21 protein-coding genes are annotated in these 22,159 nt (G+C 56.2%); 2 read left to right on the top strand and 19 right to left on the bottom strand.

Translation table 11 applies throughout. From position 1 onward, the window contains the following. Positions 1–23 precede the first annotated feature (23 nt). A complete protein-coding gene (gene xylF, locus CKF42_RS08975; RefSeq protein ID WP_009088231.1) occupies positions 24–1,016 on the bottom strand; it encodes a D-xylose ABC transporter substrate-binding protein in 993 nt (330 codons plus the stop codon). A gap of 344 nt (positions 1,017–1,360) precedes the next feature. On the opposite strand from xylF, the gene xylA reads away from it, so the two are divergent. Both xylA and xylB read left to right on the top strand, forming a co-directional pair. Beyond that, complete coding sequence (xylA, locus tag CKF42_RS08965) at positions 1,361–2,683, top strand: xylose isomerase (RefSeq protein WP_111208008.1); 1,323 nt, start codon at positions 1,361–1,363, stop codon at positions 2,681–2,683. 17 nt (positions 2,684–2,700) lie between these two features. Next, positions 2,701–4,143, top strand: coding sequence for a xylulokinase (gene xylB / locus CKF42_RS08960; RefSeq protein WP_111208007.1), 1,443 nt, complete (start codon positions 2,701–2,703; stop codon positions 4,141–4,143). Positions 4,144–4,220: 77 nt separating this feature from the next. Here xylB and CKF42_RS08955 read toward each other — a convergent pair whose 3' ends face one another. The 18 genes from CKF42_RS08955 to rsmG all read right to left on the bottom strand — a co-directional run bounded on the left by CKF42_RS08955 (position 4,221) and on the right by rsmG (position 22,149). Next, the gene (locus CKF42_RS08955) at positions 4,221–5,459 is read right to left on the bottom strand and encodes an MFS transporter (RefSeq protein ID WP_111208006.1); all 1,239 of its coding nucleotides are present in this window, start codon (positions 5,457–5,459) and stop codon (positions 4,221–4,223) included. Between the two features lie 106 nt (positions 5,460–5,565). After that, positions 5,566–6,300, bottom strand: a complete 735-nt coding sequence (phoU, locus tag CKF42_RS08950; RefSeq protein WP_009088225.1) for a phosphate signaling complex protein PhoU — start codon at positions 6,298–6,300, stop codon at positions 5,566–5,568. A gap of 17 nt (positions 6,301–6,317) precedes the next feature. Then, complete coding sequence (pstB, locus tag CKF42_RS08945; protein WP_009088223.1) at positions 6,318–7,091, bottom strand: phosphate ABC transporter ATP-binding protein PstB; 774 nt, start codon at positions 7,089–7,091, stop codon at positions 6,318–6,320. A 44-nt stretch (positions 7,092–7,135) separates the two neighbouring features. Then, entirely contained in the window at positions 7,136–8,026 is an 891-nt protein-coding gene (gene pstA, locus CKF42_RS08940; RefSeq protein ID WP_009088221.1) for a phosphate ABC transporter permease PstA, read from the bottom strand. After that, positions 8,023–8,985 (bottom strand): phosphate ABC transporter permease PstC, encoded by a 963-nt coding sequence (gene pstC, locus CKF42_RS08935; protein ID WP_009088219.1) that lies wholly within the window; start codon positions 8,983–8,985, stop codon positions 8,023–8,025. Before pstC ends, pstA begins: the two co-directional genes overlap by 4 nt. 87 nt (positions 8,986–9,072) lie before the next feature. Then, a complete protein-coding gene (gene pstS / locus CKF42_RS08930; RefSeq protein WP_009088217.1) occupies positions 9,073–10,116 on the bottom strand; it encodes a phosphate ABC transporter substrate-binding protein PstS in 1,044 nt (347 codons plus the stop codon). A gap of 165 nt (positions 10,117–10,281) precedes the next feature. Beyond that, positions 10,282–12,111, bottom strand: a complete 1,830-nt coding sequence (gene glmS / locus CKF42_RS08925; RefSeq protein WP_009088215.1) for a glutamine--fructose-6-phosphate transaminase (isomerizing) — start codon at positions 12,109–12,111, stop codon at positions 10,282–10,284. Between the two features lie 153 nt (positions 12,112–12,264). Beyond that, positions 12,265–13,635 (bottom strand): bifunctional UDP-N-acetylglucosamine diphosphorylase/glucosamine-1-phosphate N-acetyltransferase GlmU, encoded by a 1,371-nt coding sequence (glmU, locus tag CKF42_RS08920; protein ID WP_111208005.1) that lies wholly within the window; start codon positions 13,633–13,635, stop codon positions 12,265–12,267. 160 nt (positions 13,636–13,795) lie between these two features. Next, positions 13,796–14,215, bottom strand: coding sequence for a F0F1 ATP synthase subunit epsilon (locus tag CKF42_RS08915; protein WP_008926374.1), 420 nt, complete (start codon positions 14,213–14,215; stop codon positions 13,796–13,798). Between the two features lie 24 nt (positions 14,216–14,239). Beyond that, positions 14,240–15,637 (bottom strand): F0F1 ATP synthase subunit beta, encoded by a 1,398-nt coding sequence (gene atpD, locus CKF42_RS08910; protein WP_058957193.1) that lies wholly within the window; start codon positions 15,635–15,637, stop codon positions 14,240–14,242. A 30-nt stretch (positions 15,638–15,667) separates the two neighbouring features. After that, on the bottom strand, positions 15,668–16,534 hold the full coding sequence (gene atpG / locus CKF42_RS08905) for a F0F1 ATP synthase subunit gamma (RefSeq protein ID WP_003849534.1): 867 nt from the start codon (positions 16,532–16,534) through the stop codon (positions 15,668–15,670). A gap of 52 nt (positions 16,535–16,586) precedes the next feature. Beyond that, a complete protein-coding gene (gene atpA, locus CKF42_RS08900) occupies positions 16,587–18,128 on the bottom strand; it encodes a F0F1 ATP synthase subunit alpha (protein WP_009088205.1) in 1,542 nt (513 codons plus the stop codon). A 14-nt stretch (positions 18,129–18,142) separates the two neighbouring features. Beyond that, on the bottom strand, positions 18,143–18,676 hold the full coding sequence (atpH, locus tag CKF42_RS08895; RefSeq protein WP_009088203.1) for a F0F1 ATP synthase subunit delta: 534 nt from the start codon (positions 18,674–18,676) through the stop codon (positions 18,143–18,145). A gap of 14 nt (positions 18,677–18,690) precedes the next feature. After that, the gene (gene atpF, locus CKF42_RS08890; protein ID WP_009088200.1) at positions 18,691–19,161 is read right to left on the bottom strand and encodes a F0F1 ATP synthase subunit B; all 471 of its coding nucleotides are present in this window, start codon (positions 19,159–19,161) and stop codon (positions 18,691–18,693) included. Positions 19,162–19,266: 105 nt separating this feature from the next. Further along, the gene (atpE, locus tag CKF42_RS08885; protein ID WP_003849523.1) at positions 19,267–19,506 is read right to left on the bottom strand and encodes a F0F1 ATP synthase subunit C; all 240 of its coding nucleotides are present in this window, start codon (positions 19,504–19,506) and stop codon (positions 19,267–19,269) included. A 105-nt stretch (positions 19,507–19,611) separates the two neighbouring features. Next, positions 19,612–20,430 carry a F0F1 ATP synthase subunit A gene (atpB, locus tag CKF42_RS08880; protein WP_009088198.1) on the bottom strand — a complete coding sequence of 273 codons (819 nt, stop codon included), beginning with the start codon at positions 20,428–20,430 and terminating at the stop codon, positions 19,612–19,614. 8 nt (positions 20,431–20,438) lie between these two features. Then, positions 20,439–20,819: a F0F1 ATP synthase subunit I gene (gene atpI, locus CKF42_RS08875; protein ID WP_009088196.1), complete on the bottom strand. Its 381-nt coding sequence runs from the start codon at positions 20,817–20,819 to the stop codon at positions 20,439–20,441. 712 nt (positions 20,820–21,531) lie between these two features. Next, positions 21,532–22,149 (bottom strand): 16S rRNA (guanine(527)-N(7))-methyltransferase RsmG, encoded by a 618-nt coding sequence (gene rsmG, locus CKF42_RS08870; RefSeq protein ID WP_111208004.1) that lies wholly within the window; start codon positions 22,147–22,149, stop codon positions 21,532–21,534. Positions 22,150–22,159 lie beyond the last annotated feature (10 nt).

Here is a 22,159-nt window from a genome sequence, read left to right as displayed (position 1 = left end):
GTTCTCCCTCACGCTTTGCGCGGTCAGAGTTCGCTCTGTTTGTGGAAACCGTCTTTCACCACGGTGCTTTCGATATTGTCTTTGTTAACCGGAATCGGCTTCAGCAGCCGCGACGGCACATCTTTCAGGCCATTGTTCAGCGTGCTGTTGCTGGCGGGTGTTTTGCCATCGCCCAGCTCGACCGCGATTTTCGCCGCTTCGGTCGCCAGCTCGGTGATCGGCTTGTAAACGGTCATGGTCTGGGTGCCCGCTTTAATGCGCTTAATCGCCGCCAGATCGGCATCCTGGCCGGAGATGGCCACTTTCCCTGCCAGTCCCTGCGCGCTCAGCGCCTGAATCGCTCCCCCGGCGGTGGCATCGTTGGAGGCGACCACCGCATCGATATGGTTACCATTGGCGGTCAGGGCATTTTCCATAATCTTCAGCGCATTTTCCGGCAGCCAAGCATCGACCCACTGATCGCCAACAATTTTGATGCTGCCGTTATCGATATAGGGTTTTAACACTTTCATCTGTCCGGCGCGGAACAGGCGGGCGTTATTATCCACCGGCGATCCGCCCATTAAAAAATAGTTGCCCTTAGGCACCTGTTTCACAATGCTTTCGGCCTGCAGTTCACCCACTTTTTCATTATCGAAAGAGATATAAAAATCGATATCGGCATTATTTATCATGCGATCATAGGCCAGCACTTTAATGCCTTCCCGCTTCGCTTCTGCGACGACGTTACTCAGTACCTGACCGTTGTAAGGAATAATGACCAGCACATCGACACCGCGGTTGATCATATTTTCAATCTGCGACATCTGGGTCTCTTCATTGCCGTTCGCAGACTGAACAAACACCTGAGCGCCCTGCGACTCGGCCTGTTTTACAAAGATATCGCGATCCTTCTGCCAGCGCTCCAGGCGCAAATCATCAATTGCCATGCCGATCTTCACTTCTTTCGCCAGGCTGGTCTGGCTGAACAGCGCCAGCGCCGCACAGGCAGCAAACAGTGCATGTTTCATCTTCATTGTGATCATCCTGTAGGTTGAGGCTATTTTCGTTTCAGGCCGATAAACCAGGCGGATGAATTGTTGCCCTTATTTCTGAACGACAGCAATTACTGATTTTTATCCGGCTATTACGTTTTTTGGTTTATTTGTTTTTTTATGAGCGCGATCGGATTTTCATCCTTTTCGGAGAAACCATGCCGCGCGCGACGCTCCGCGTGGAATAGCCTTATTTTGCGAGCCAGCGCACAAATAATAATTATCTGAAACCCGGAGTGAAATATCGTAATTGAGCTGAGTCAGTCACCCATATCAAATATGGCTTCAACGCAGACCATTCGGGTACTGATGCTAAGGAGCAAACCATGCACGCTTATTTCGATCAGATCGATCGGGTTCGTTATGAAGGTCCCCAGTCGACGCATCCTCTCGCTTTCCGCCACTACAATCCTGATGAGGTGATCCTCGGCAAGACCATGGCGGAACATCTGCGCTTTGCCGCCTGCTACTGGCATACCTTCTGCTGGAACGGCGCGGATATGTTTGGTGTCGGCGCCTTTGATCGTCCCTGGCAGAAAAGCGGCGATGCATTGCAGCTGGCAAAGCAGAAGGCGGATGTGGCCTTTGAGTTTTTCCACAAGCTGAATGTGCCCTGGTACTGCTTCCACGACGTGGACGTCTCACCGGAAGGGGATTCGCTGCAAAGCTACAAAGAAAACTTTGCCGCCATGACCGATAAGCTGCTGGAGAAACAGCAGGAGACCGGCGTGAAACTGTTGTGGGGCACCGCTAACTGCTTTACCCATCCGCGCTATGGTGCCGGGGCTGCCACTAATCCCGATCCTGAGGTTTTTGCCTGGGCAGCGACGCAGGTCTGCAGCGCCATGCAGGCGACGAAAACCCTGGGCGGCGAAAACTATGTGCTGTGGGGGGGACGTGAAGGGTATGAAACGCTGCTGAATACCGATCTGCGGCAGGAGCGCGAGCAGATTGGCCGCTTTATGCAGATGGTCGTCGAGCATAAACATAAAATCGGCTTCCAGGGCACGCTGCTGATCGAACCGAAACCGCAGGAGCCGACCAAACATCAGTATGACTACGATGTCGCCACGGTTTATGGCTTCCTGAAACAGTTCGGGCTGGAGAAAGAGATCAAGGTGAACGTGGAGGCGAACCACGCCACGCTGGCCGGTCACTCCTTCCATCACGAAATTGCCACCGCCATTGCGCTGGGCATTTTCGGTTCGGTGGATGCGAACCGTGGCGATCCGCAGTGTGGCTGGGACACCGATCAGTTCCCGGTCAGCGTGGAAGAGAACGCGCTGGTGATGTATGAAATCCTTAAAGCGGGCGGCTTTACCACCGGCGGTTTAAACTTTGATGCCAAAGTGCGTCGTCAGAGCACCGACAAATATGACCTCTTCTACGGTCATATCGGGGCAATGGATACGATGGCGCTGGCGCTGAAGGTGGCGGCGCGCATGATCAGCGACGGCGAGCTGGATAAGCGTGTGGCGCAGCGCTACAGCGGCTGGAATAGTGAGTTCGGCCAGCAAATTCTGAAAGGCGAGTTTTCCCTCGACGCGCTGGCGGCGCACGCTCAGCAGCAGCAGCTTAATCCGCAGCATCAGAGCGGGCGTCAGGAGCAGCTGGAAAATCTGGTGAATCACTATCTGTTTGATTTCTGAATCTTCAGGAGCGGAGCATGTATATCGGGATCGATTTAGGCACCTCTGGCGTTAAAGTGGTGCTGATGGATGCACAGGGCAACGTGGTGGCGACAGAAACCTCGCCGCTGCAGGTTTCGCGTCCACACCCCCTGTGGAGCGAGCAGGATCCCGAAAGCTGGTGGCAGGCGCTGGATCAGGCGATGCAGGCGCTGAGCGCACAGCAGGATCTGGATGCCGTGCAGGCCATCGGGCTGAGCGGACAGATGCATGGAGCGACGCTGCTCGACAGCGCAAACCAGGTCTTACGCCCGGCCATGCTCTGGAATGATGGACGCAGTGAGGCGCAGTGCCGTGAGCTGGAGCAGAAGGTGCCGGATTCACGGGCGATCACCGGAAATCTGATGATGCCCGGCTTCACGGCCCCCAAACTGCTGTGGGTGCAGCAGCATGAACCGGCCATCTTCCGTCAGATCGCGCACGTGCTGCTGCCCAAGGATTACCTGCGCTGGCGGATGAGTGGCGACTTCGCCACGGATATGTCAGATGCCGCAGGCACGATGTGGCTGGATGTGGCGCAGCGTGACTGGAGCGATGTGATGCTGCACGCCTGCGATCTCAGTCGCGACCAGATGCCGCAACTCTATGAGGGCAATGCCCTGACCGGCACCTTACATGCTGACCTGGCGACACGCTGGAAGATGAACGCGGTGCCGCTGGCCGCAGGCGGGGGCGACAATGCCGCCGGTGCCGTGGGCGTCGGCATGACCGAACCCGGCCAGGGGATGCTGTCGCTGGGCACCTCCGGCGTCTATTTTGTGGTGAGCGATGGCTATCTCAGCAATCCGCAGCAGGCCGTTCACAGCTTCTGTCACGCGCTGCCGCAGCGCTGGCATCTGATGTCGGTGATGCTGAGTGCGGCCTCCTGTCTGGACTGGGCCGCGACGCTGACCGGCTGCCGGGATGTGCCTGAGCTGCTGGATGAAGCCGCGCGGGCGCGTGATGACGTGCCGCCACTCTGGTTTCTGCCCTATCTTTCCGGTGAACGCACGCCGCACAATAATCCCAACGCCCTCGGCGCCTTCTTTGGTTTTACCCACCAGCATGGTCGTCCCGAGCTGGCGCGCTCGGTGCTGGAGGGGGTCGGCTTTGCGCTGGCGCAGGGCATGGATGTGCTGCATGAGTGTGGCGTTCAGCCGGAGAGCATTATGCTGATCGGCGGCGGGGCGCGCAGTGCGCTGTGGCGTCAGATGCTGGCGGATATCAGCGGCCAGACGCTGGATTACTGTCATGGCGGCGAGGTTGGCCCGGCCCTGGGCGCGGCCAGGCTGGCACAGCAGGCGCTGGATGCCAGCGTCACCGTCCCGACACCGGTGCGGGTGCAGCGGCATCAGCCGGATCCCGGCAGAATGGCGGAGTACCGCTCACGCCGGGAAACCTTTGCAACCCTATATCGGCAACTCCTGCCGCTGATGAACTGATCGTGCCAGCCCGGCGCACGCTGAGCAGCATCAGAAAGCCCTGATGGCCGGGAGAGCGATCCCCCGGCCACCGTCTGTCAGCCAATCGCGCCCAGCGTATCTTCGTGACCCTGCTTCTTCGGCAGCAGGAACAGCGTCGCCACAATATCCAGCAGATAAATCAGCGCCAGCAGGGTAATCGCCGCCGTGAACGAAAACTGGCTGGCCAGCAGCCCTATCACCACCGGCCCAAAGCCGCCCACGCCACGACCCAGGTTGAACAGGACATTCTGCGCGGTGGCCCGCACCTGCGGCGGGAAGGTATCGGAAATCAGTGCACCGTAGCCGCCGATCATGCCATTAACGAACATCCCCATGATCGCGCCGGTCACCAGCATAATGGTGGGATCGCGCAGCTGGGCGTAGACCACCACCATCACCACGGCACCAAACTGGTAGAGCAGGAAGATTTTCCAGCGCGCAAAGCGGTCGGCCAGCACGCCAAACAGCCAGATGCCAAAGGTCATCCCGACGACGGTGACCGCCGTCCAGAGACCCGATTTGGTCAGGCTGAAGCCAAAGCTGGAGGAGAGGTAGCTCGGCATCCAGATCATCAGCCCGTAGTAGCCAAAGTTCTGCACGGAACAGAGAATAAAAATGCCGAGGCTGGCTTTGGCGGTGGTGCGATCGCGCACCAGCAGCTTCAGGCGCGCCGGGAAAGAGAGCGACGGCACCTGCTTGACCTGACGCTGATACGCTTCCGGCTCGCCCATGCCGCGGCGGATAGCAAACGAGACCAGTGCCGGCAGCAGCCCGACCAGGAACATGCCGCGCCAGCCGATAAGCGTCAGCAGCGGCGGCGTGATAAAGGCCGCCATCAGCACGCCGAGCTGCCAGCCAATGCCGACCCACGCTGACGCGCGATTGCGCTTCTCCACCGGCCAGGCTTCGGCAATCAGCGCCATGCCGATACCAAACTCGCCGCCCAGTCCGACGCCCGCCAGCGTGCGCCAGGCGAGCAGATCCCAGTAGCCCTGCGCCACCGCGCACAGACCGGTGAAGACAGAAAAGACCAGAATCGTGACGGTGAGCATACGGATGCGGCCAAAACGGTCGCTGAGATGACCAAACACGATGCCACCGATTACCGCGCCAATCAGCGTCCAGGTCACCAGCGATCCCGCCTGTGAGGGGTTGAGCGCCAGCGAAACGGAGATAGCCGGCAGCATAAAGCCGAGTATCAGCAGGTCGAATCCATCCATGGCATAACCACTGACCGCAGCCAGCATCGCTTTGCCGGGCGTGACGCCTGGCTTAGATTGGGGAGAAGGGGACATCTTTGCGCACCTCAGAGAGAAAAGTGCCGCAATTATAAAGAGTGTTCAGGGTGTGACCAATTGAAAAGGCTTATCCCTGCGCCGGGCAGGCGCAGGGTAAGCGGGATCAGGAAGGGCGGTTGCTGCCGTCGTCACCCGACAGCAGTTCGTCGAGACGGTCACCGCCAACGTGGCGGAAATCCTGACCTTTGACGAAATAGAAGATGATTTCACAGATGTTCTGGCAGCGATCGCCGATGCGCTCAATCGCACGGGCGCAGAACAGCGCCGTCAGCACGCTGGGAATGGTACGGGGATCTTCCATCATGTAGGTCATCAGCTGACGCACAATGCCCTCATACTCTTTATCCACCTTTTTATCTTCACGGTAGATAGTGATCGCCTCATTGAGATCCATGCGGGCAAAGGCGTCCAGCACATCATGCAGCATCTGTACGGTGTGGCGGCCCAGCGACTCCAGGCTGACCAGCAGCGGCAGATGCTGCTGACCAAACTTTTCCAGCGCCGTGCGGCTGATCTTCTCTGCCACATCGCCAATGCGCTCCAGCTCAGAGATGGTTTTGATGATCGCCATCACCAGCCGCAGATCGATTGCGGTTGGCTGACGTTTGGCGATGATGCGCACGCAGGCTTCATCAATCTCCACCTCCATCATGTTGACCTTCTGGTCACCGTCGATCACCCGCTGCGCCAGCTCGCCGTCCAGGTTGTGCATCGCGGTAATCGCGTCGGTCAGCTGCTGCTCGACCATCCCGCCCATGATCATCACCTGAGTGCGGATATGCTCCAGCTCGGCATTGAACTGACCGGAGATGTGTTTGTTCAGATTCAGATTATCCATGTCGATCTCCTGTCAGATCAGCCGTAGCGGCCGGTAATGTAGTCTTCAGTCTGCTTCTGCGCCGGTTTGGTAAACAGCGTGTCGGTGTCGCTGAACTCAATCAGCTCGCCCAGATACATAAAGGCCGTATGGTCAGAGCAACGTGCCGCCTGCTGCATGTTATGCGTCACGATCACCACGGTGTAGTCCTGCTTCAGCTCGGTGATCAGCTCCTCGATACGCCCCGTCGAGATCGGGTCCAGCGCCGAGCAGGGCTCATCGAGCAGTAACACTTCCGGGCGAATCGCGATGCCGCGCGCAATGCAGAGACGCTGCTGCTGACCGCCGGAGAGACTGTAACCGCTCTGATGCAGCTTGTCTTTGGTTTCATTCCACAGCGCCGCTTTGGTCAGCGCCCACTGCACGCGCTCATCCATATCGGCACGTGACAGCTTTTCAAACAGGCGCACGCCAAAGGCGATGTTGTCATAGATCGACATCGGGAACGGGGTCGGCTTCTGAAAGACCATGCCGACGCGGGCGCGCAGCAGCGCAATATCCTGCTGGGCCGTCAGAATATTTTCGCCATCCAGCAGAATGTCCCCTTCGGCCCGCTGCTCAGGATAGAGGGAGTACATTTTGTTAAAGGTACGCAGCAGGGTCGATTTACCGCAGCCCGATGGCCCGATAAATGCCGTCACCTGATTCTTAGCGATATCCAGGTTGATGTTCTTCAGCGCATGAAACTTACCGTAATAGAAGTTCAGATTACGGACCTGAATTTTATCGGCTGATGCCGTCGCGATACTCATCATTCATCTCTCTTATACGGCGCCGCAGCGGGCCGCGCCGGAAGTTAACCGTGTTTGCCTTTGGCGAAAATCACCCGCGCGACAATGTTCAGCAGCAGCACGCACAGGGTAATAATCAGCACGCCCGCCCAGGCCAGGCTCTGCCATTCGGCGAACGGGCTCATGGCGAACTTAAAGATGGTGACCGGCAGGTTGGCCAGCGGCTGCATCATGTCGGTGCTCCAGAACTGATTCGAGAGCGCGGTAAACAGCAGCGGTGCTGTTTCCCCGGCGATGCGGGCGATGGCCAGCAGCACGCCGGTGATGATGCCGGAGACGGACGCCTTCAGGGTAATGGCCGAGATCATCTTCCACTTCGGCGTGCCCAGGGCGTAAGCCGCTTCACGCATGCTGTCTGGCACCAGACGCAGCATGTTTTCGGTGGTACGGATCACAATCGGCACCTGCAGCAGCGCCAGCGCTATCACCCCGGCCCAGCCGGAGAAGTGCTGCATCTGCGACACCACAAGGGTGTAGACGAACAGGCCGACCACAATCGACGGTGCCGACAGCAGAATGTCGTTAATGAAGCGGATCACCTCTGACAGGGCGGACTTGCGTCCATATTCCGCCAGATAGATACCGGCCAGAATGCCCAGCGGCGTGCCAAAGAAGGTCGACCAGAAGATCAGTAATCCACTCCCGGCCAGGGCATTCGCCAGCCCGCCGCCCGCGGTGTTCGGTGGCGGGGTCGATTCGGTAAACAGGGACCAGGAGAGGCCATCCACGCCGCGGGAAACCGTGGTGAAGAGGATCCACACCAGCCAGAACAGGCCAAACGCCATGGTCAGCAGCGACAGCGTCAGCGCGATCTTATTTTTGGTGCTGCGCCAGGACTGCATTTTACGGCGTGAAGCGTCCAGTTCGGCACGCGCCTGAATTTCAATCGTGGTCATGAGCGCGCTCCTTCACTTTTCGCCAGGCGCATAATCATCAGCTTGGAAATCGCCAGAACGATAAAGGTAATCACAAACAGGATCAGCCCCAGCTCCATCAGCGCGGCAACATGCACACCCGACTCCGCCTCCGCAAACTCGTTGGCCAGCGCCGAGGTAATGCTGTTACCCGGCATAAACAGCGACGGGCTGTCGAGCTGGTAGGTGTTGCCGATAATAAAGGTGACCGCCATGGTCTCACCCAGTGCACGACCCAGTCCCAGCATGATGCCGCCAATCACGCCGTTTTTGGTAAACGGCAGGACGATGCGCCAGATCACTTCCCAGGTGGTGCAGCCGATGCCGTAGGCGGACTCTTTCATCATGACCGGCGTCTGCTCAAAGACGTCGCGCATCACGGAGGCGATGTAAGGGATGATCATGATGGCCAGAATCACCCCCGCCGCGAGAATACCGATACCGAAAGCGGGGCCGGAGAAGAGCGCGCCGACAATCGGAATGCCTGACATGACGTCGTTGACCGGCGTCTGAAAATATTCGGCAAACAGCGGGGCGAAAACAAACAGGCCCCACATGCCATAAACGATGCTCGGAATCGCCGCCAGCAGCTCAATAGCGGTGCCCAGCGGACGACGCAGCCAGCCGGGTGCGAGTTCAGTCAGGAACAGCGCGATACCAAAACTGACCGGCACGGCGATAATCAGCGCGATAAGGGAGGTCACCAGCGTGCCGTAGATCGGCACCAGAGCACCAAATTCTTCATTAGGCGCATCCCAGGTTTTGGTCCACAAAAAGGCGAAACCAAACTTCTGGATGCTGGGCCACGAGGAGATGATCAGGGAGACGATAATGCCGCCCATCAGTAACAGGACAATCAGCGCAGCCAGCCGGACCAGTGCACCGAAAATTTTGTCACCCTGTTTGCCTGGGGCTTTGAAAGCCGGCTTCGTTGCAGCCATAGAAGTCTCAGTCTTCAGAGGTTATCGGGGCGGCATGACGCCGCCCGCTGGGTCTGACCGGACTACCGTCCGGTCAGGGTCGTTCAATTACTGATAAAGCGCTTTACCAGAACTGTCTTTGATGTTGGCTTTCCATGCGGCACGGATCTGTTCGGTTACGCTCGCAGGCAGCGCCGCATAATCCAGCGCGTTAGCCGTTTTGCCGCCGCTTTTGTAAGCCCAGTCGAAGAACTTCAGCACTTCAGCGCCTTTGGCCGCATTCGCCTGATCTTTGTAGATCAGAATGAAGGTGGTGGAGGAGATAGGCCAGGCATCTGCACCCTTCTGGAAGGTCAGGTCCTGGGCAAACGATTTGCTCCAGTCAGCGCCTTTCGCAGCATTGCTGAAGCTGGTTTCGTCTGGCGCGACCGCTTTGCCATCGGCATCCATCAGTTTGGTGTAGGTCAGGTTATTCTGTTTGGCGTAGGCATATTCCACGTAGCCGATTGAACCCGGCAGACGCTGAACAAAGGCGGCGACACCGTCGTTGCCTTTCCCGCCCAGACCGACCGGCCAGTTAACGGTGTTCCCTTTACCGATTTTGCTGTTCCACTCCGGGTTCACCTTCGCCAGATAGCTGGTGAAGACGAACGAGGTGCCTGAACCATCAGCGCGGCGCACCACGTTGATGTTGGTCTCTGGCAGTTTTACGCCCGGGTTAAGTCTGGCAATCGCCGGGTCGTTCCATTTTTTGATGGTACCGAGGTAGATATCACCGACGGTTTTGCCATCCAGCGTCAGCTGGCCTGACTTGATGCCTGGCAGGTTAACCGCCAGTACCACGCCACCGATGACGGTCGGGAACTGGAACAGGCCATTTTTCTGCAGATCTTCCTCTTTCATAGGCGCATCGGACGCACCGAAATCCACGGTTTTGGCGATGATCTGTTTGACACCACCGGATGAACCGATGCCCTGGTAGTTAATTTTGCTACCGGTGGCTTGCTGATATTCTGCTGCCCACTTGGCATAAACCGGTGCCGGGAATGTCCCGCCAGCGCCCGTGAGATCGGTGGCCGCAAAAGCAGATACCGCGCTGACGGCGAAGGTGGTGGCAAGAATTCGGGCTACGGTGCTACGCATCAGTGTCATGTTCCCTCCAGGGGAGAAAAGTCAGGCTCGGGGCCGTTTTAGTAAGAGTCAGTGATTGCTGCAGGAGGGAAAATAGGACAGTTTGATGACAGTGAAATGTACGAAATATGACAGTTATATGACAGTGCGCAAAAATGAAGTGGGCCCACGCTGGGGCCCACCTGATTATTCCACGGTAACCGATTTGGCCAGGTTACGGGGCTGGTCGACGTCGGTGCCTTTGATCAGGGCGACGTGATAGGAGAGTAACTGCAACGGCACGGTGTAGAAGATCGGCGCAATCACCTCTTCGACATGCGGCAGCGGGATAATCTTCATCCCGTCACTGTCGCTGAAGCCGGCATCCTGGTCGGCAAAGACATAGAGCAGGCCGCCACGGGCGCGCACCTCTTCGATGTTGGATTTGAGCTTCTCCAGCAGTTCGTTGTTGGGTGCTACAACGATGACCGGCATATCGGCATCAATCAGCGCCAGCGGGCCATGTTTCAGTTCGCCAGCGGCGTAAGCTTCCGCATGGATGTAGGAGATCTCTTTGAGCTTCAGCGCCCCTTCCATAGCGATCGGATACTGATCGCCACGACCCAGGAACAGCGCGTGATGCTTGTCAGAGAAGCCTTCGGCCAGATTCTCAATCAGCTTATCCTGCGCCAGCATCTGCTCAATCCGGCTGGGCAGCGCCTGCAGCGCGTGCACGATCTCATGCTCGGTGTCGGCAGACATCCCTTTCAGACGGCCCAGTTTCGCCACCAGCATCAGCAGGACGGCGAGCTGCGTGGTGAACGCCTTGGTCGACGCGACGCCGATTTCAGTGCCCGCTTTGGTCATCAGCGCCAGGTCCGACTCGCGCACCAGTGACGAACCGGCCACGTTGCAGACCGCCAGCGATCCCAGGTAGCCCAGCTCTTTCGAGAGGCGCAGCGCCGCCAGGGTATCGGCGGTCTCGCCCGACTGCGACAGGGTGATCAGCAGGCTGTTTTTGCGCACCGCTGACTTGCGGTAGCGGAACTCCGAGGCGATCTCAACATCACAGGGGATGTTGGCCAGCGACTCAAACCAGTAGCGTGACACCATGCCAGAGTTATAGGAGGTGCCGCAGGCGATAATCTGGATATGCTCGACCTGGCTCAGCAGCGCCTCGGCACCCGCACCCAGCTCGCTGAGATCCACCTGCCCCTGGCTGAAGCGACCGCTCAGGGTACTTTTCAGCGCCATCGGCTGTTCATAGATCTCTTTCTGCATATAGTGACGGTAAATGCCTTTGTCACCGGCATCATATTGCAGGTTCGACTCAATCTCGGCGCGCGTCACGCTGTTGCCTTCCCGATCGATTACCGTCACGTCGCGGCGGCTGATCTCGGCGATATCGCCCTCTTCCAGATAGATGAAGCGACGGGTGACCGGCAGTAGCGCCAGCTGATCGGAGGCGATAAAGTTTTCACCCACGCCGCGACCGATGACCAGCGGGCTGCCGGAACGGGCCGCCACCAGCCGTGAAGGATCGCGGCTGTCCATGATGACCATGCCATAGGCACCGCGCAGCTGCGGGATCACGCGCAGCACCACGTCACGCAGCGATCCACCCTGCTTCTGCTCCCAGTGAACCAGATGCGCCACCACTTCCGTGTCGGTTTCAGAAACAAAAACGTAGCCGCGTTCGATCAGCTCCGCGCGCAGCGGCTCATGGTTTTCGATAATGCCGTTGTGCACGATGATGATATGTTCTGAGACGTGCGGATGCGCATTCGCTTCCGACGGCTCGCCATGGGTTGCCCAGCGCGTGTGCGCGATGCCGGTGCCCCCAATCAGCGGCTGCTGTTCAGCGGCTTCCGCCAGTTTCTGCACCTTCCCTAAACGCCGCAGGCGCGTAACGTGCCCCTGACGATCGACCACGGCCAGACCGGCCGAATCATATCCGCGATATTCAAGACGACGCAGACCTTCCAGCAGAATCTCTGCGATATCGCGCTGTGCTACTGCACCAACAATTCCACACATAATGATGTTTTCCTGACTACATGGCTTTTCGCCACTTTCGTTGTCATGCGACCTGATATCCGGCTTTGCCGGTTCCCCGAGCCTTGTAGAGAGTGGGGATTATAGTTTTGGCACTGCACTGTACCGGCCCGCTCAAGGCGGGCCGTTAAAAATTTATTTTTTCTTCACCGGACGCTGCCAGTCCGCTTTGTGATTCTGCTCTTTACGGTTGTAGACCAGACCGGCTTCGGTCACATCCTTCATGATGGTGGTGCCTGCCGCGATAGTGGTGCCTGCTGCCACGCTGACCGGGGCCACCAGCTGGGTATCGGAGCCCACAAAGACGTCATCGCCAATCACGGTTTTAAATTTGTTCGCGCCGTCATAGTTACAGGTGATGGTGCCTGCACCGATATTTACGTTGTCGCCGATCTCCGCATCGCCGAGATAGGAGAGGTGACCCGCTTTCGATCCTCTGCCCAGACGCGCTTTTTTCATTTCGACGAAGTTACCCACGTGGGCGGCGTGCGCCAGATCGCTGCCGGGACGCAGACGGGCAAACGGCCCGACGGTGACGGCGGTCGCGAGGGTGGCATCCTCGATCACGCTATAGGGGCTGATTTCGCAATCGTCGCCAATCACGCTGTTTCTGATAATGCAGCCTGCACCGATTTTCACGCGTGCGCCCAGCGTCACCTGGCCTTCAATAATGACGTTGGTGTCGATCTCCACATCCCGCCCATGCGTCAGCGTTCCGCGCAGGTCAAAACGGGCCGGATCGCGCAGCATCACGCCCGCCAGCAGCAATTTTTCCGCCTGTTCCGCCTGATAAGTGCGTTCTAAGGTTGCCAGCTGCAGCCGGTTGTTCACCCCGTCGGTTTCACTGATACGCGCCGGATGAACGGCATTGATCGTCCGCCCTTCCTGATGCGCCAGCGCAATAATGTCGGTGATGTAATATTCGCCCTGCGCATTATTGTTGGTGAGCTGCGCCAGCCAGCGTTTTAAATCGCCGCCGTTGGCGATAAGAATACCGGTGTTGATTTCGGTAATGGCAAGCTGTGCCGGGCTGGCATCTTTCTGTTCGATGATGCCGGTGATGGTGCCGTTCTCACGCACAATGCGCCCGTATCCGGTGGGGTCGTCCAGCACCACGGTGAGTAGCCCGATACCGCCCTGCGGTCTGGCTTCGCGCAGTCGCTTCAGGGTCTCCTGGGAGATCAGCGGCACGTCACCATACAGCATCATGATCTCTTCATCATCGGCAAACGCAGGCGCGGCCTGCTGCATCGCGTGGCCGGTGCCAAGCTGTTCAGCCTGCAACACCCAGTTGAGTGCACTATCAGTGAGGGTTGCTTTCAGGCGGTCGCCGCCGTGACCATAAACCAGATGGATGTGCTGTGCGCCCAGCCCTTTGGCGGCGTCAATGACATGCTGAACCATCGGTTTGCCTGCCAGCGTATGCAGAACTTTCGGCAGATCGGAATACATACGGGTGCCCTTGCCAGCAGCAAGGATCACCACACTCATCGCACTGTTAGACATAACTATCCTGGGTGAATTTTTACGGGTGAAAGTAAAACGGTTTAGGGGGGAGATTACTACATTTTTCTCAGGCCGAAATTAGGCGAAGAGGCCGATTTGCCACAGCAGACAAAAAAAATGCCAGCCCGAGGGCTGGCATTTCGTGACGCATAAAGCTGGATTACATCGCTTTTTTGGTCAGTTCGATCACGCGCAGTTTAGCAATGGCTTTCGCCAGCTCGGCAGAGGCCTGAGCATAGTCCACGTCGCCGTGGCTGCTGTTCATGTGCTCTTCTGCTTTGCGTTTTGCTTCCAGAGCACGCGCTTCATCCAGATCGGTACCGCGAATCGCGGTATCGGCCAGAACGGTGCTGCTGCCCGGTTGCACTTCCAGCACGCCGCCAGAGAGGTAGATATACTCCTCTTCGCCGTGCTGTTTCACGATACGGATCATTCCAGGCTTAATGGCAGTCAGCAGCGGCGCATGGCCAGGGAAAATCCCCAGTTCACCTTCGCTACCTGACACCTGAATTTTCTGTACCAGACCAGAGAACAACTGCTCCTCTGCGCTGACCACATCCAGGTGATAAGTCATAGCCATAATCTTCCTCCCGGGAAACCGTTATTACAGTTTCTTCGCTTTTTCCACGGCTTCTTCGATGGCACCAACCATGTAGAAGGCCTGCTCTGGCAGGTGGTCAAACTCACCTTCCATGATGCCTTTAAAGCCACGGATAGTGTCTTTCAGGGAAACGTATTTACCCGGTGAACCGGTGAATACTTCCGCAACGAAGAACGGCTGAGACAGGAAGCGCTGAATCTTACGCGCACGTGCCACCAGCAGTTTGTCTTCTTCAGACAGCTCATCCATACCGAGGATGGCGATGATGTCTTTCAGCTCCTGATAACGCTGCAGCAGTGACTGAACGCCACGTGCAACATCATAGTGCTCCTGACCCACAACCAGCGGATCCAGCTGACGGCTGGTAGAATCCAGCGGGTCAACGGCCGGGTAGATACCCAGAGAGGCAATCTGACGGCTCAGCGTAACGGTTGAGTCCAGGTGCGCGAAGGTGGTCGCTGGTGACGGGTCAGTCAGGTCATCCGCAGGAACGTAAACGGCCTGTACGGATGTGATTGAACCGGTCTTGGTGGAGGTAATACGCTCCTGCAACACGCCCATCTCTTCTGCCAGCGTTGGCTGGTAACCTACCGCAGATGGCATACGACCCAGCAGTGCAGAAACTTCTGTACCGGCCAGGGTATAACGGTAGATGTTATCGATGAACAGCAGAACGTCGCGGCCTTCATCACGGAATTTTTCCGCCATGGTCAGACCGGTCAGTGCGACGCGCAGACGGTTACCCGGCGGCTCGTTCATCTGGCCATAGACCAGCGCAACTTTATCGATAACGTTAGAGTCGGTCATTTCGTGGTAGAAGTCGTTACCCTCACGAGTACGCTCACCCACACCGGCAAACACAGAGTAACCTGAGTGCTCAGCCGCGATGTTACGGATCAGTTCCATCATGTTGACGGTTTTACCTACACCCGCACCACCGAACAGACCGACTTTACCGCCTTTCGCAAACGGACACATCAGGTCGATAACCTTGATGCCGGTTTCCAGCAGTTCCTGCGAGTTAGACTGATCTTCATAAGAAGGTGCCGCGCGGTGAATAGAGGCGATCTCTACTGCGCTGCCATCTTCTTCTTTCAGCTCGCCTTTCATATCGATTGGCTCGCCGAGAACGTTCATGATACGGCCCAGGGTCGCTTTACCGACTGGAACCTGAATCGGTTTCTGCAGGTCGTTGACGCTCAGACCACGCTTCAGGCCGTCAGACGTACCCATTGCGATGGTACGCACAACGCCGCCGCCCAGCTGCTGCTGAACTTCCAGCACCAGACGTGCATCACCATTCATCACCTCGAGGGCGCTGTACACTTGCGGTACCGCGTCCTGAGGGAATTCGACGTCAACAACGGCGCCGATAATCTGGACAATCTTTCCAGTTGCCATCTTGAATCCTCTACCTAATTCCAAACCTGGTTAAACCGCGGAGGCCCCCGAGACGATCTCGGTAAGTTCCTGGGTGATGCTGGCCTGACGAGCTTTGTTGTACACCAACTGCAGCTCTTTGATCAGATTTCCGCCGTTATCGGTTGCGGCTTTCATCGCCACCATACGTGCGGCCTGCTCACTGGCCAGATTTTCCACCACACCCTGATAAACCTGCGATTCGACATAACGACGCAGCAGGGTATCCAGCAGCGCTTTCGGATCGGGTTCGTACAGGTAATCCCAGGTCTTCGCCTTCATCTCTTCTTCACCTTCCGCTGGCGCTAACGGCAGCAGTTGGGTGATGGTCGGAGTCTGAGACATGGTGTTATTGAACTTGTTACTGACGATCATCAGCTTGTCGATGCGGCCTTCATCATAAGCCTGCAACATCACTTTTACCGGGCCAATCAGGTCAGACAGGGCAGGTTTATCGCCCATGCCGCTGACTTGCGCCACGATGTTGCCACCCACAGCACTGAAGAATGACGCCCCTTTTGAACCGATAATCGACAGATCGCTCTGCACGCCTTTATCGGACCAGGACTTCATATCCGCCAGTAATTTTTTGAACAGGTTAATGTTCAAACCACCACAAAGCCCGCGGTCTGTTGAAACGACCAGGTAGCCGACGCGCTTGACGTCGCGCTGTTCCAGGTAAGGGTGCTTGTATTCCAGATTACCCAACGCAAGGTGACCAATCACTTTGCGCATGGTGTCTGCATACGGACGGCTGGCCGCCATGCGTTCCTGCGTTTTACGCATCTTGGAGGCGGCGACCATTTCCATCGCTTTGGTGATTTTCTGCGTGTTTTTCACGCTTCCAATCTTGCTTCGTATCTCTTTTGCGCCGGCCATTAGCTTCTCCTCAAAGCCTTGCGGCCTGCCTTTTCAGACAAGCCGCCAGACATTACCAGGACTGGGTTGCTTTAAACGTATCGATCAGGCCTTTCAGCTTCGCTTCGATATCGTTGTTAAAGTTGCCCGACTGGTTGATTTCAGCCATCAGCTCAGCGTGGTCGCGATCGGCGAAGGCCAGCAGTGCAGCTTCAAAGCTACCAATTTTTGCCAGTTCAACGTCGTTCAGGTAGCCACGCTCGGCAGCGAACAGAACCAGACCCTGCTGCGCGACAGACATCGGCGCATACTGTTTCTGCTTCAGCAGCTCGGTCACTTTCTGACCGTGGCTCAGCTGTTTACGGGTTGCATCATCCAGATCAGAAGCGAACTGCGAGAACGCCGCCAGTTCACGATACTGTGCCAGCGCGGTACGGATACCACCGGACAGTTTCTTGATGATCTTGGTCTGTGCAGCACCACCAACACGGGATACCGAAATACCTGGGTTAACCGCCGGACGAATACCGGAGTTGAACAGGTTCGATTCCAGGAAGATCTGACCGTCAGTAATCGAGATTACGTTGGTCGGAACGAACGCAGAAACGTCGCCCGCCTGAGTTTCGATGATCGGCAGTGCAGTCAGTGAACCGGTTTTACCTGTCACCGCGCCATTGGTGAAACGCTCAACATATTCAGCGCTTACGCGTGATGCACGTTCCAGCAGACGAGAGTGGAGATAGAACACGTCGCCAGGGAATGCTTCACGACCTGGTGGACGACGCAGCAGCAGAGAGATCTGACGGTATGCGATAGCCTGCTTGGAGAGGTCATCATAGACGATCAGCGCATCTTCACCGCGGTCACGGAAGTATTCGCCCATCGCACAACCTGCGTACGGAGAGAGATACTGCAGTGCAGCAGATTCAGACGCAGACGCCACAACAACGATGGTGTTCTGCAGTGCGCCATGCTCTTCCAGCTTACGAACCACGTTAGAGATGGTTGAGGCTTTCTGACCAATCGCAACGTAGACACACTTGATGCCTGAGTCGCGCTGGTTGATGATCGCATCGATCGCCATCGCGGTTTTACCGGTCTGACGGTCACCGATGATCAGCTCACGCTGGCCACGGCCGATTGGAATCATCGCATCGACCGACTTATAACCGGTCTGAACCGGCTGGTCGACTGACTGACGATCGATAACACCAGGAGCAATCACTTCAACCGGTGAGAAACCGTCGTTGTCGATTGCGCCTTTACCGTCGATAGGAGCACCCAGGGTGTTCACGACGCGGCCCAGCAGGCCACGGCCTACCGGTACTTCAAGAATACGGCCAGTACACTTAACCTTCATGCCTTCGGCGAGGTCAGCGTAAGGACCCATCACCACAGCACCAACCGAGTCACGCTCGAGGTTCAGGGCGATAGCGTAACGGTTACCCGGCAGGGCAATCATCTCACCCTGCATGACATCGGCCAGGCCGTGTACGCGGATGATACCGTCACTTACAGAAACAATCGTACCTTCGTTGTGAGCTTCGCTCACGACATTGAACTGAGCAATGCGCTGCTTGATCAGTTCGCTGATTTCGGTGGAATTCAGTTGCATATGCTCCAGTCCCCTTAAGACTGCAAGACGTCAGCCAGACGGTCAAGACGGCCGCGTACGCTGCCATCAATAACCAGATCACCCGCACGGATGATCACGCCTGCCATCACAGACTTATCAATTTTGCAATTCAGCTTAACTTTGCGTGACAGACGTTTTTCCATCGCGGCGCTGATTTTATTCAGCTGGTCGTCACTCAGCGTACTGGCGGAGATAACATCAACTTCAGCGGTGGCTTCATGAGCGTCACGCAGTTCGATGTATTGGGCCAGTACAGCCGGAAGCGCTGTCAAACGTCCGTTTTCCGCCATCACCTTAATCAGGTTCTGCGCGGGTTCATCCAGTTGATCACCACAGACTGCGTTAAACGACGCTGCCAGCGCTTCCGGTGCTAACGCACCAGAGAGAAGATCAGCCATCTGTTCATTGCGAGCCACTTCTGCGGCGAACGCCAGCATCTGTTGCCAGCGTTCAATACTTTGATGCTCAACAGCAAAGTCAAAAGCTGCTTTGGCGTAGGGGCGAGCTACAGTAATCAGATCAGACATCAGCCCCTCCCTCCTTACAGTTCAGCGACCAGTTTATCAACGATGTCGCTGTTAGCAGCTTCATCCACGGAGCGTTCGATGATCTTCTCGGCGCCAGCCATAGCCAGCAACGCGACTTGCTTACGCAGTTCTTCACGTGCACGTTTACGTTCGGCGTCAATTTCCGCCTGCGCTTGTGCCACGATACGATTACGTTCGTTTTCAGCTTCGGTTTTGGCTTCGTCCAGAATCTGCGTGCGACGCTTGTTCGCCTGCTCGATAATGACCTGAGCGTCTTCTTTGGCTTTTTTCAGCTGGTCGGTCGCATTAGCCTGCGCGAGATCCAAATCTTTCTTCGCACGTTCAGCAGAAGCAAGGCCTTCAGCAATTTCTTTCTGGCGCTTTTCGATGGCAGCCATAATCGGCGGCCATACGTACTTCATGCAGAACGCGACAAACAGGATGAACGCGATAGCCTGGCCGAGGATTGTTGCATTAATGTTCACAGCACAATGCCTCTAGATTGAGTATTTAACTTTTCTGCCGTTATCAGCGATAAGCGGCAGAATCCGTTCACCCCTGCACATTGTGCGCTGAGTGAACACAGGGCTTTAGGCGACAGCAAACATCACGTACAGACCCAGACCAACAGCGATCATCGGGATTGCATCCACCAGACCCATTACAACAAAGAACTGCGTACGCAGCAGAGGAATCAGGTCAGGCTGACGAGCAGCGCCTTCCAGGAATTTTCCTCCGAGGATGCCGATACCGATCGCAGCACCGATTGCCGCCAAGCCCATCATCACAGCGGCAGCCATGTACAGCAGATCCATATTCAGGTTTTCCATGACAGTCTCCAGTTTGTTTCAGTTAAATGCTCCCTTCATCTTCCGGGCTTCAGCGGCGTGCGCTGCCACCCGGAATCAGGAGGGAAAGTAGTGTTGAGAAAAAAATCAATGCTCTTCAGATGCCATCGACAGATAGACGATCGTGAGGACCATGAAAATGAAAGCCTGTAGCGAAATGATCAGGATGTGGAAAATGGCCCACGGCACATTCAGCACCCACTGTGACCACCACGGCAACAGACCGGCAATAAGGATAAAGATCAGTTCACCCGCATACATGTTACCGAACAGTCGTAAACCCAGTGAAACAGGCTTAGACAGCAGGCTTACACCTTCCAGAATCAGGTTGATCGGGATGAAGATCGGGTGGTTAAAAGGCTGCAGCGTCAGCTCTTTCGTGAAGCCGCCAATGCCTTTCATTTTGACGCTGTAGAACAGAATCAAAATAAATACGCCCAACGCCATAGAGAGCGTGATGTTCACGTCTGCAGACGGTACGACGCGCAGCGCCGGTAACCCCAATACGTGCTCGCCGATATAAGGCAGCAGGTCGATTGGCAGCAGATCCATGAAGTTCATCAGGAAGACCCAGACAAAGATTGTCAGAGCCAGCGGGGCGATAAGTTTACTCTTACCGTGATACATGTCGCGCACGTTACTATCAACGAAGCCGACAACCAGTTCGATAGCCGCCTGCATTTTCCCTGGCACACCGCTGGTGACAGACTTCGCCACGCTACGGAACAACACCAGGAAGATAACTCCCAGCACCAGAGAGAAAAACATGGAATCGATATTTAATACCCAGAACGTCGCGGGAGCGTCGTGCGGATTCACTAACTCGAAGGTACGCAGGTCCAACTGAAGATGAGTCAGGTGGTGACCAATGTACTCTTGCGGAGTAGAGATTTCTCCTGCAGCCATGATGCCTCTTACCCTTTGTTGTTAATTACCGCCGGTGCCAGCATGTGTACCACCAGCACCGATAACCAGGTTATTCCGACCGGCCAGAAGACCGCGCCGAATAGACCCAACGCCACAATGAGCAAAATGATGGTCGCAAACACTTTGGCTATTTCACCTAAAGCGAAGCTCCACGCGACTCGCCCCGAAGCGGGGGATTGCCCCTGCAGGCGCCAGGCTAAAAACAAAAACAATACGTTTGGCAGCCAGGCTGCCGCTCCGCCAGCAAGAGCAGAGACACCCCACGTGACATCTTTAACAGCAAAGAGTGCGCCGATGATGACTATCGTCACCAGCTGAATCATCAGCACCGTTCGGGCGAATTTCACACTGTAAAGAGACACTGACATGACGCTGATACTCTCCTGCCCCATCAGGGGTATGTCGCGTGTCGTATAAGACTGCCTTTGCGCAGTTGAGTCAAGCAGCAAAAGCCGTGCAAATTATACGGGCCGCACCTGCGATTTCAATCGGTAAGTAGCGAAAAGGTGAACAATTATTTAAATTTCTTTCCGGAGGGCTATTTTTCCAAAGATTACCCTGCCGGAATTCATCTGAATCGGACTGAAAATTCACTGGCGTCTTGCTTTTAAAGCGTGCTTTAGATCACATAATAAGCACCTGCGCCAGAATGAGTTTTATCGGGGCGCTATTTCAGCGCCCGGCCTGCATAGGTTAAGGCTAGTTGAATCAGCCACTTAAAATTAGATCGCTGTAGCGGAAAGCGTAATTTCCCGGAAAACAGGCTATTGACATCGAACTGTGCCTGAGAATCGTGAAACTGATATTACGCACGGCAGGTTATTACCGCGATATATTTTCTGACGTGACTATTTTTATTCCGCTACCCAGCTATACAAGTGATATTTCTGATAACCAAATGTGAATTAAAGGTTAAATGTAACAGAGCTTTTCGGATAATTTCCATCGGCCTTTTTAACCTTCTTACCGCGCGCGTTTAATCAAAAACTTTTATCACACCGATCTCGTCTGCGTTTTTTTTAATCAGCCGCCTGAGAGGGCCTGAGGCTGAAACGCGCTAAGACCCTGCTGACGATAAGGTTACTGGTGACGCAGAATGACCAGGTGGCGGTCACCGTCCAGCTGAGGCACCTGCAGTCTGATGACGGAATCTACCCCAAAGCCCGCCGGTAAAGCGGCAATTTCATCGTCTGGTCGCACCCCTTTCAGCGCAAAGAAGCGCCCTTCCCTTCCCGGCAGATGATGACACCAGGTCACCATATCGGTCAGGGAGGCAAAAGCACGGCTGATCACCCCGTCGAACGGGGGTTCCGCCGGGAAGGTCTCTACCCGGCTCTGGACCGGCGTGATGTTAGTAAGTCCTAACTCATGCTGAACCTGACGCAGGAACCGGACCCGCTTGCCCAGACTGTCGAGCAGCGTAAAGTGCGCCTCCGGCATGACGATAGCCAGCGGAATGCCTGGCAGACCCGGTCCGGTGCCAACATCAATAAAACGTGCGCCCTGAAGATGCGGCGCCACCACGATACTGTCGAGGATATGACGCACCAGCATCTGCTGCGGATCGCGGACGGAGGTCAGGTTGTAGGCTTTGTTCCACTTATCCAGCAGGCCGACATAGGCAATCAGCTGCTGTTTTTGTTGATCGGAGAGGGAAATACCGGCTGCATTGAGCAGCGACGTGAGTGTGTTAATCACAGCATAAGTC

It is taken from the genome of Pantoea sp. ARC270 (assembly GCF_003236725.1).
GTDB lineage: Bacteria > Pseudomonadota > Gammaproteobacteria > Enterobacterales > Enterobacteriaceae > Pantoea > Pantoea anthophila.
Note: the sequence above shows the minus strand (reverse complement) of the source record. Positions and strands in the feature narration are given on the sequence as shown.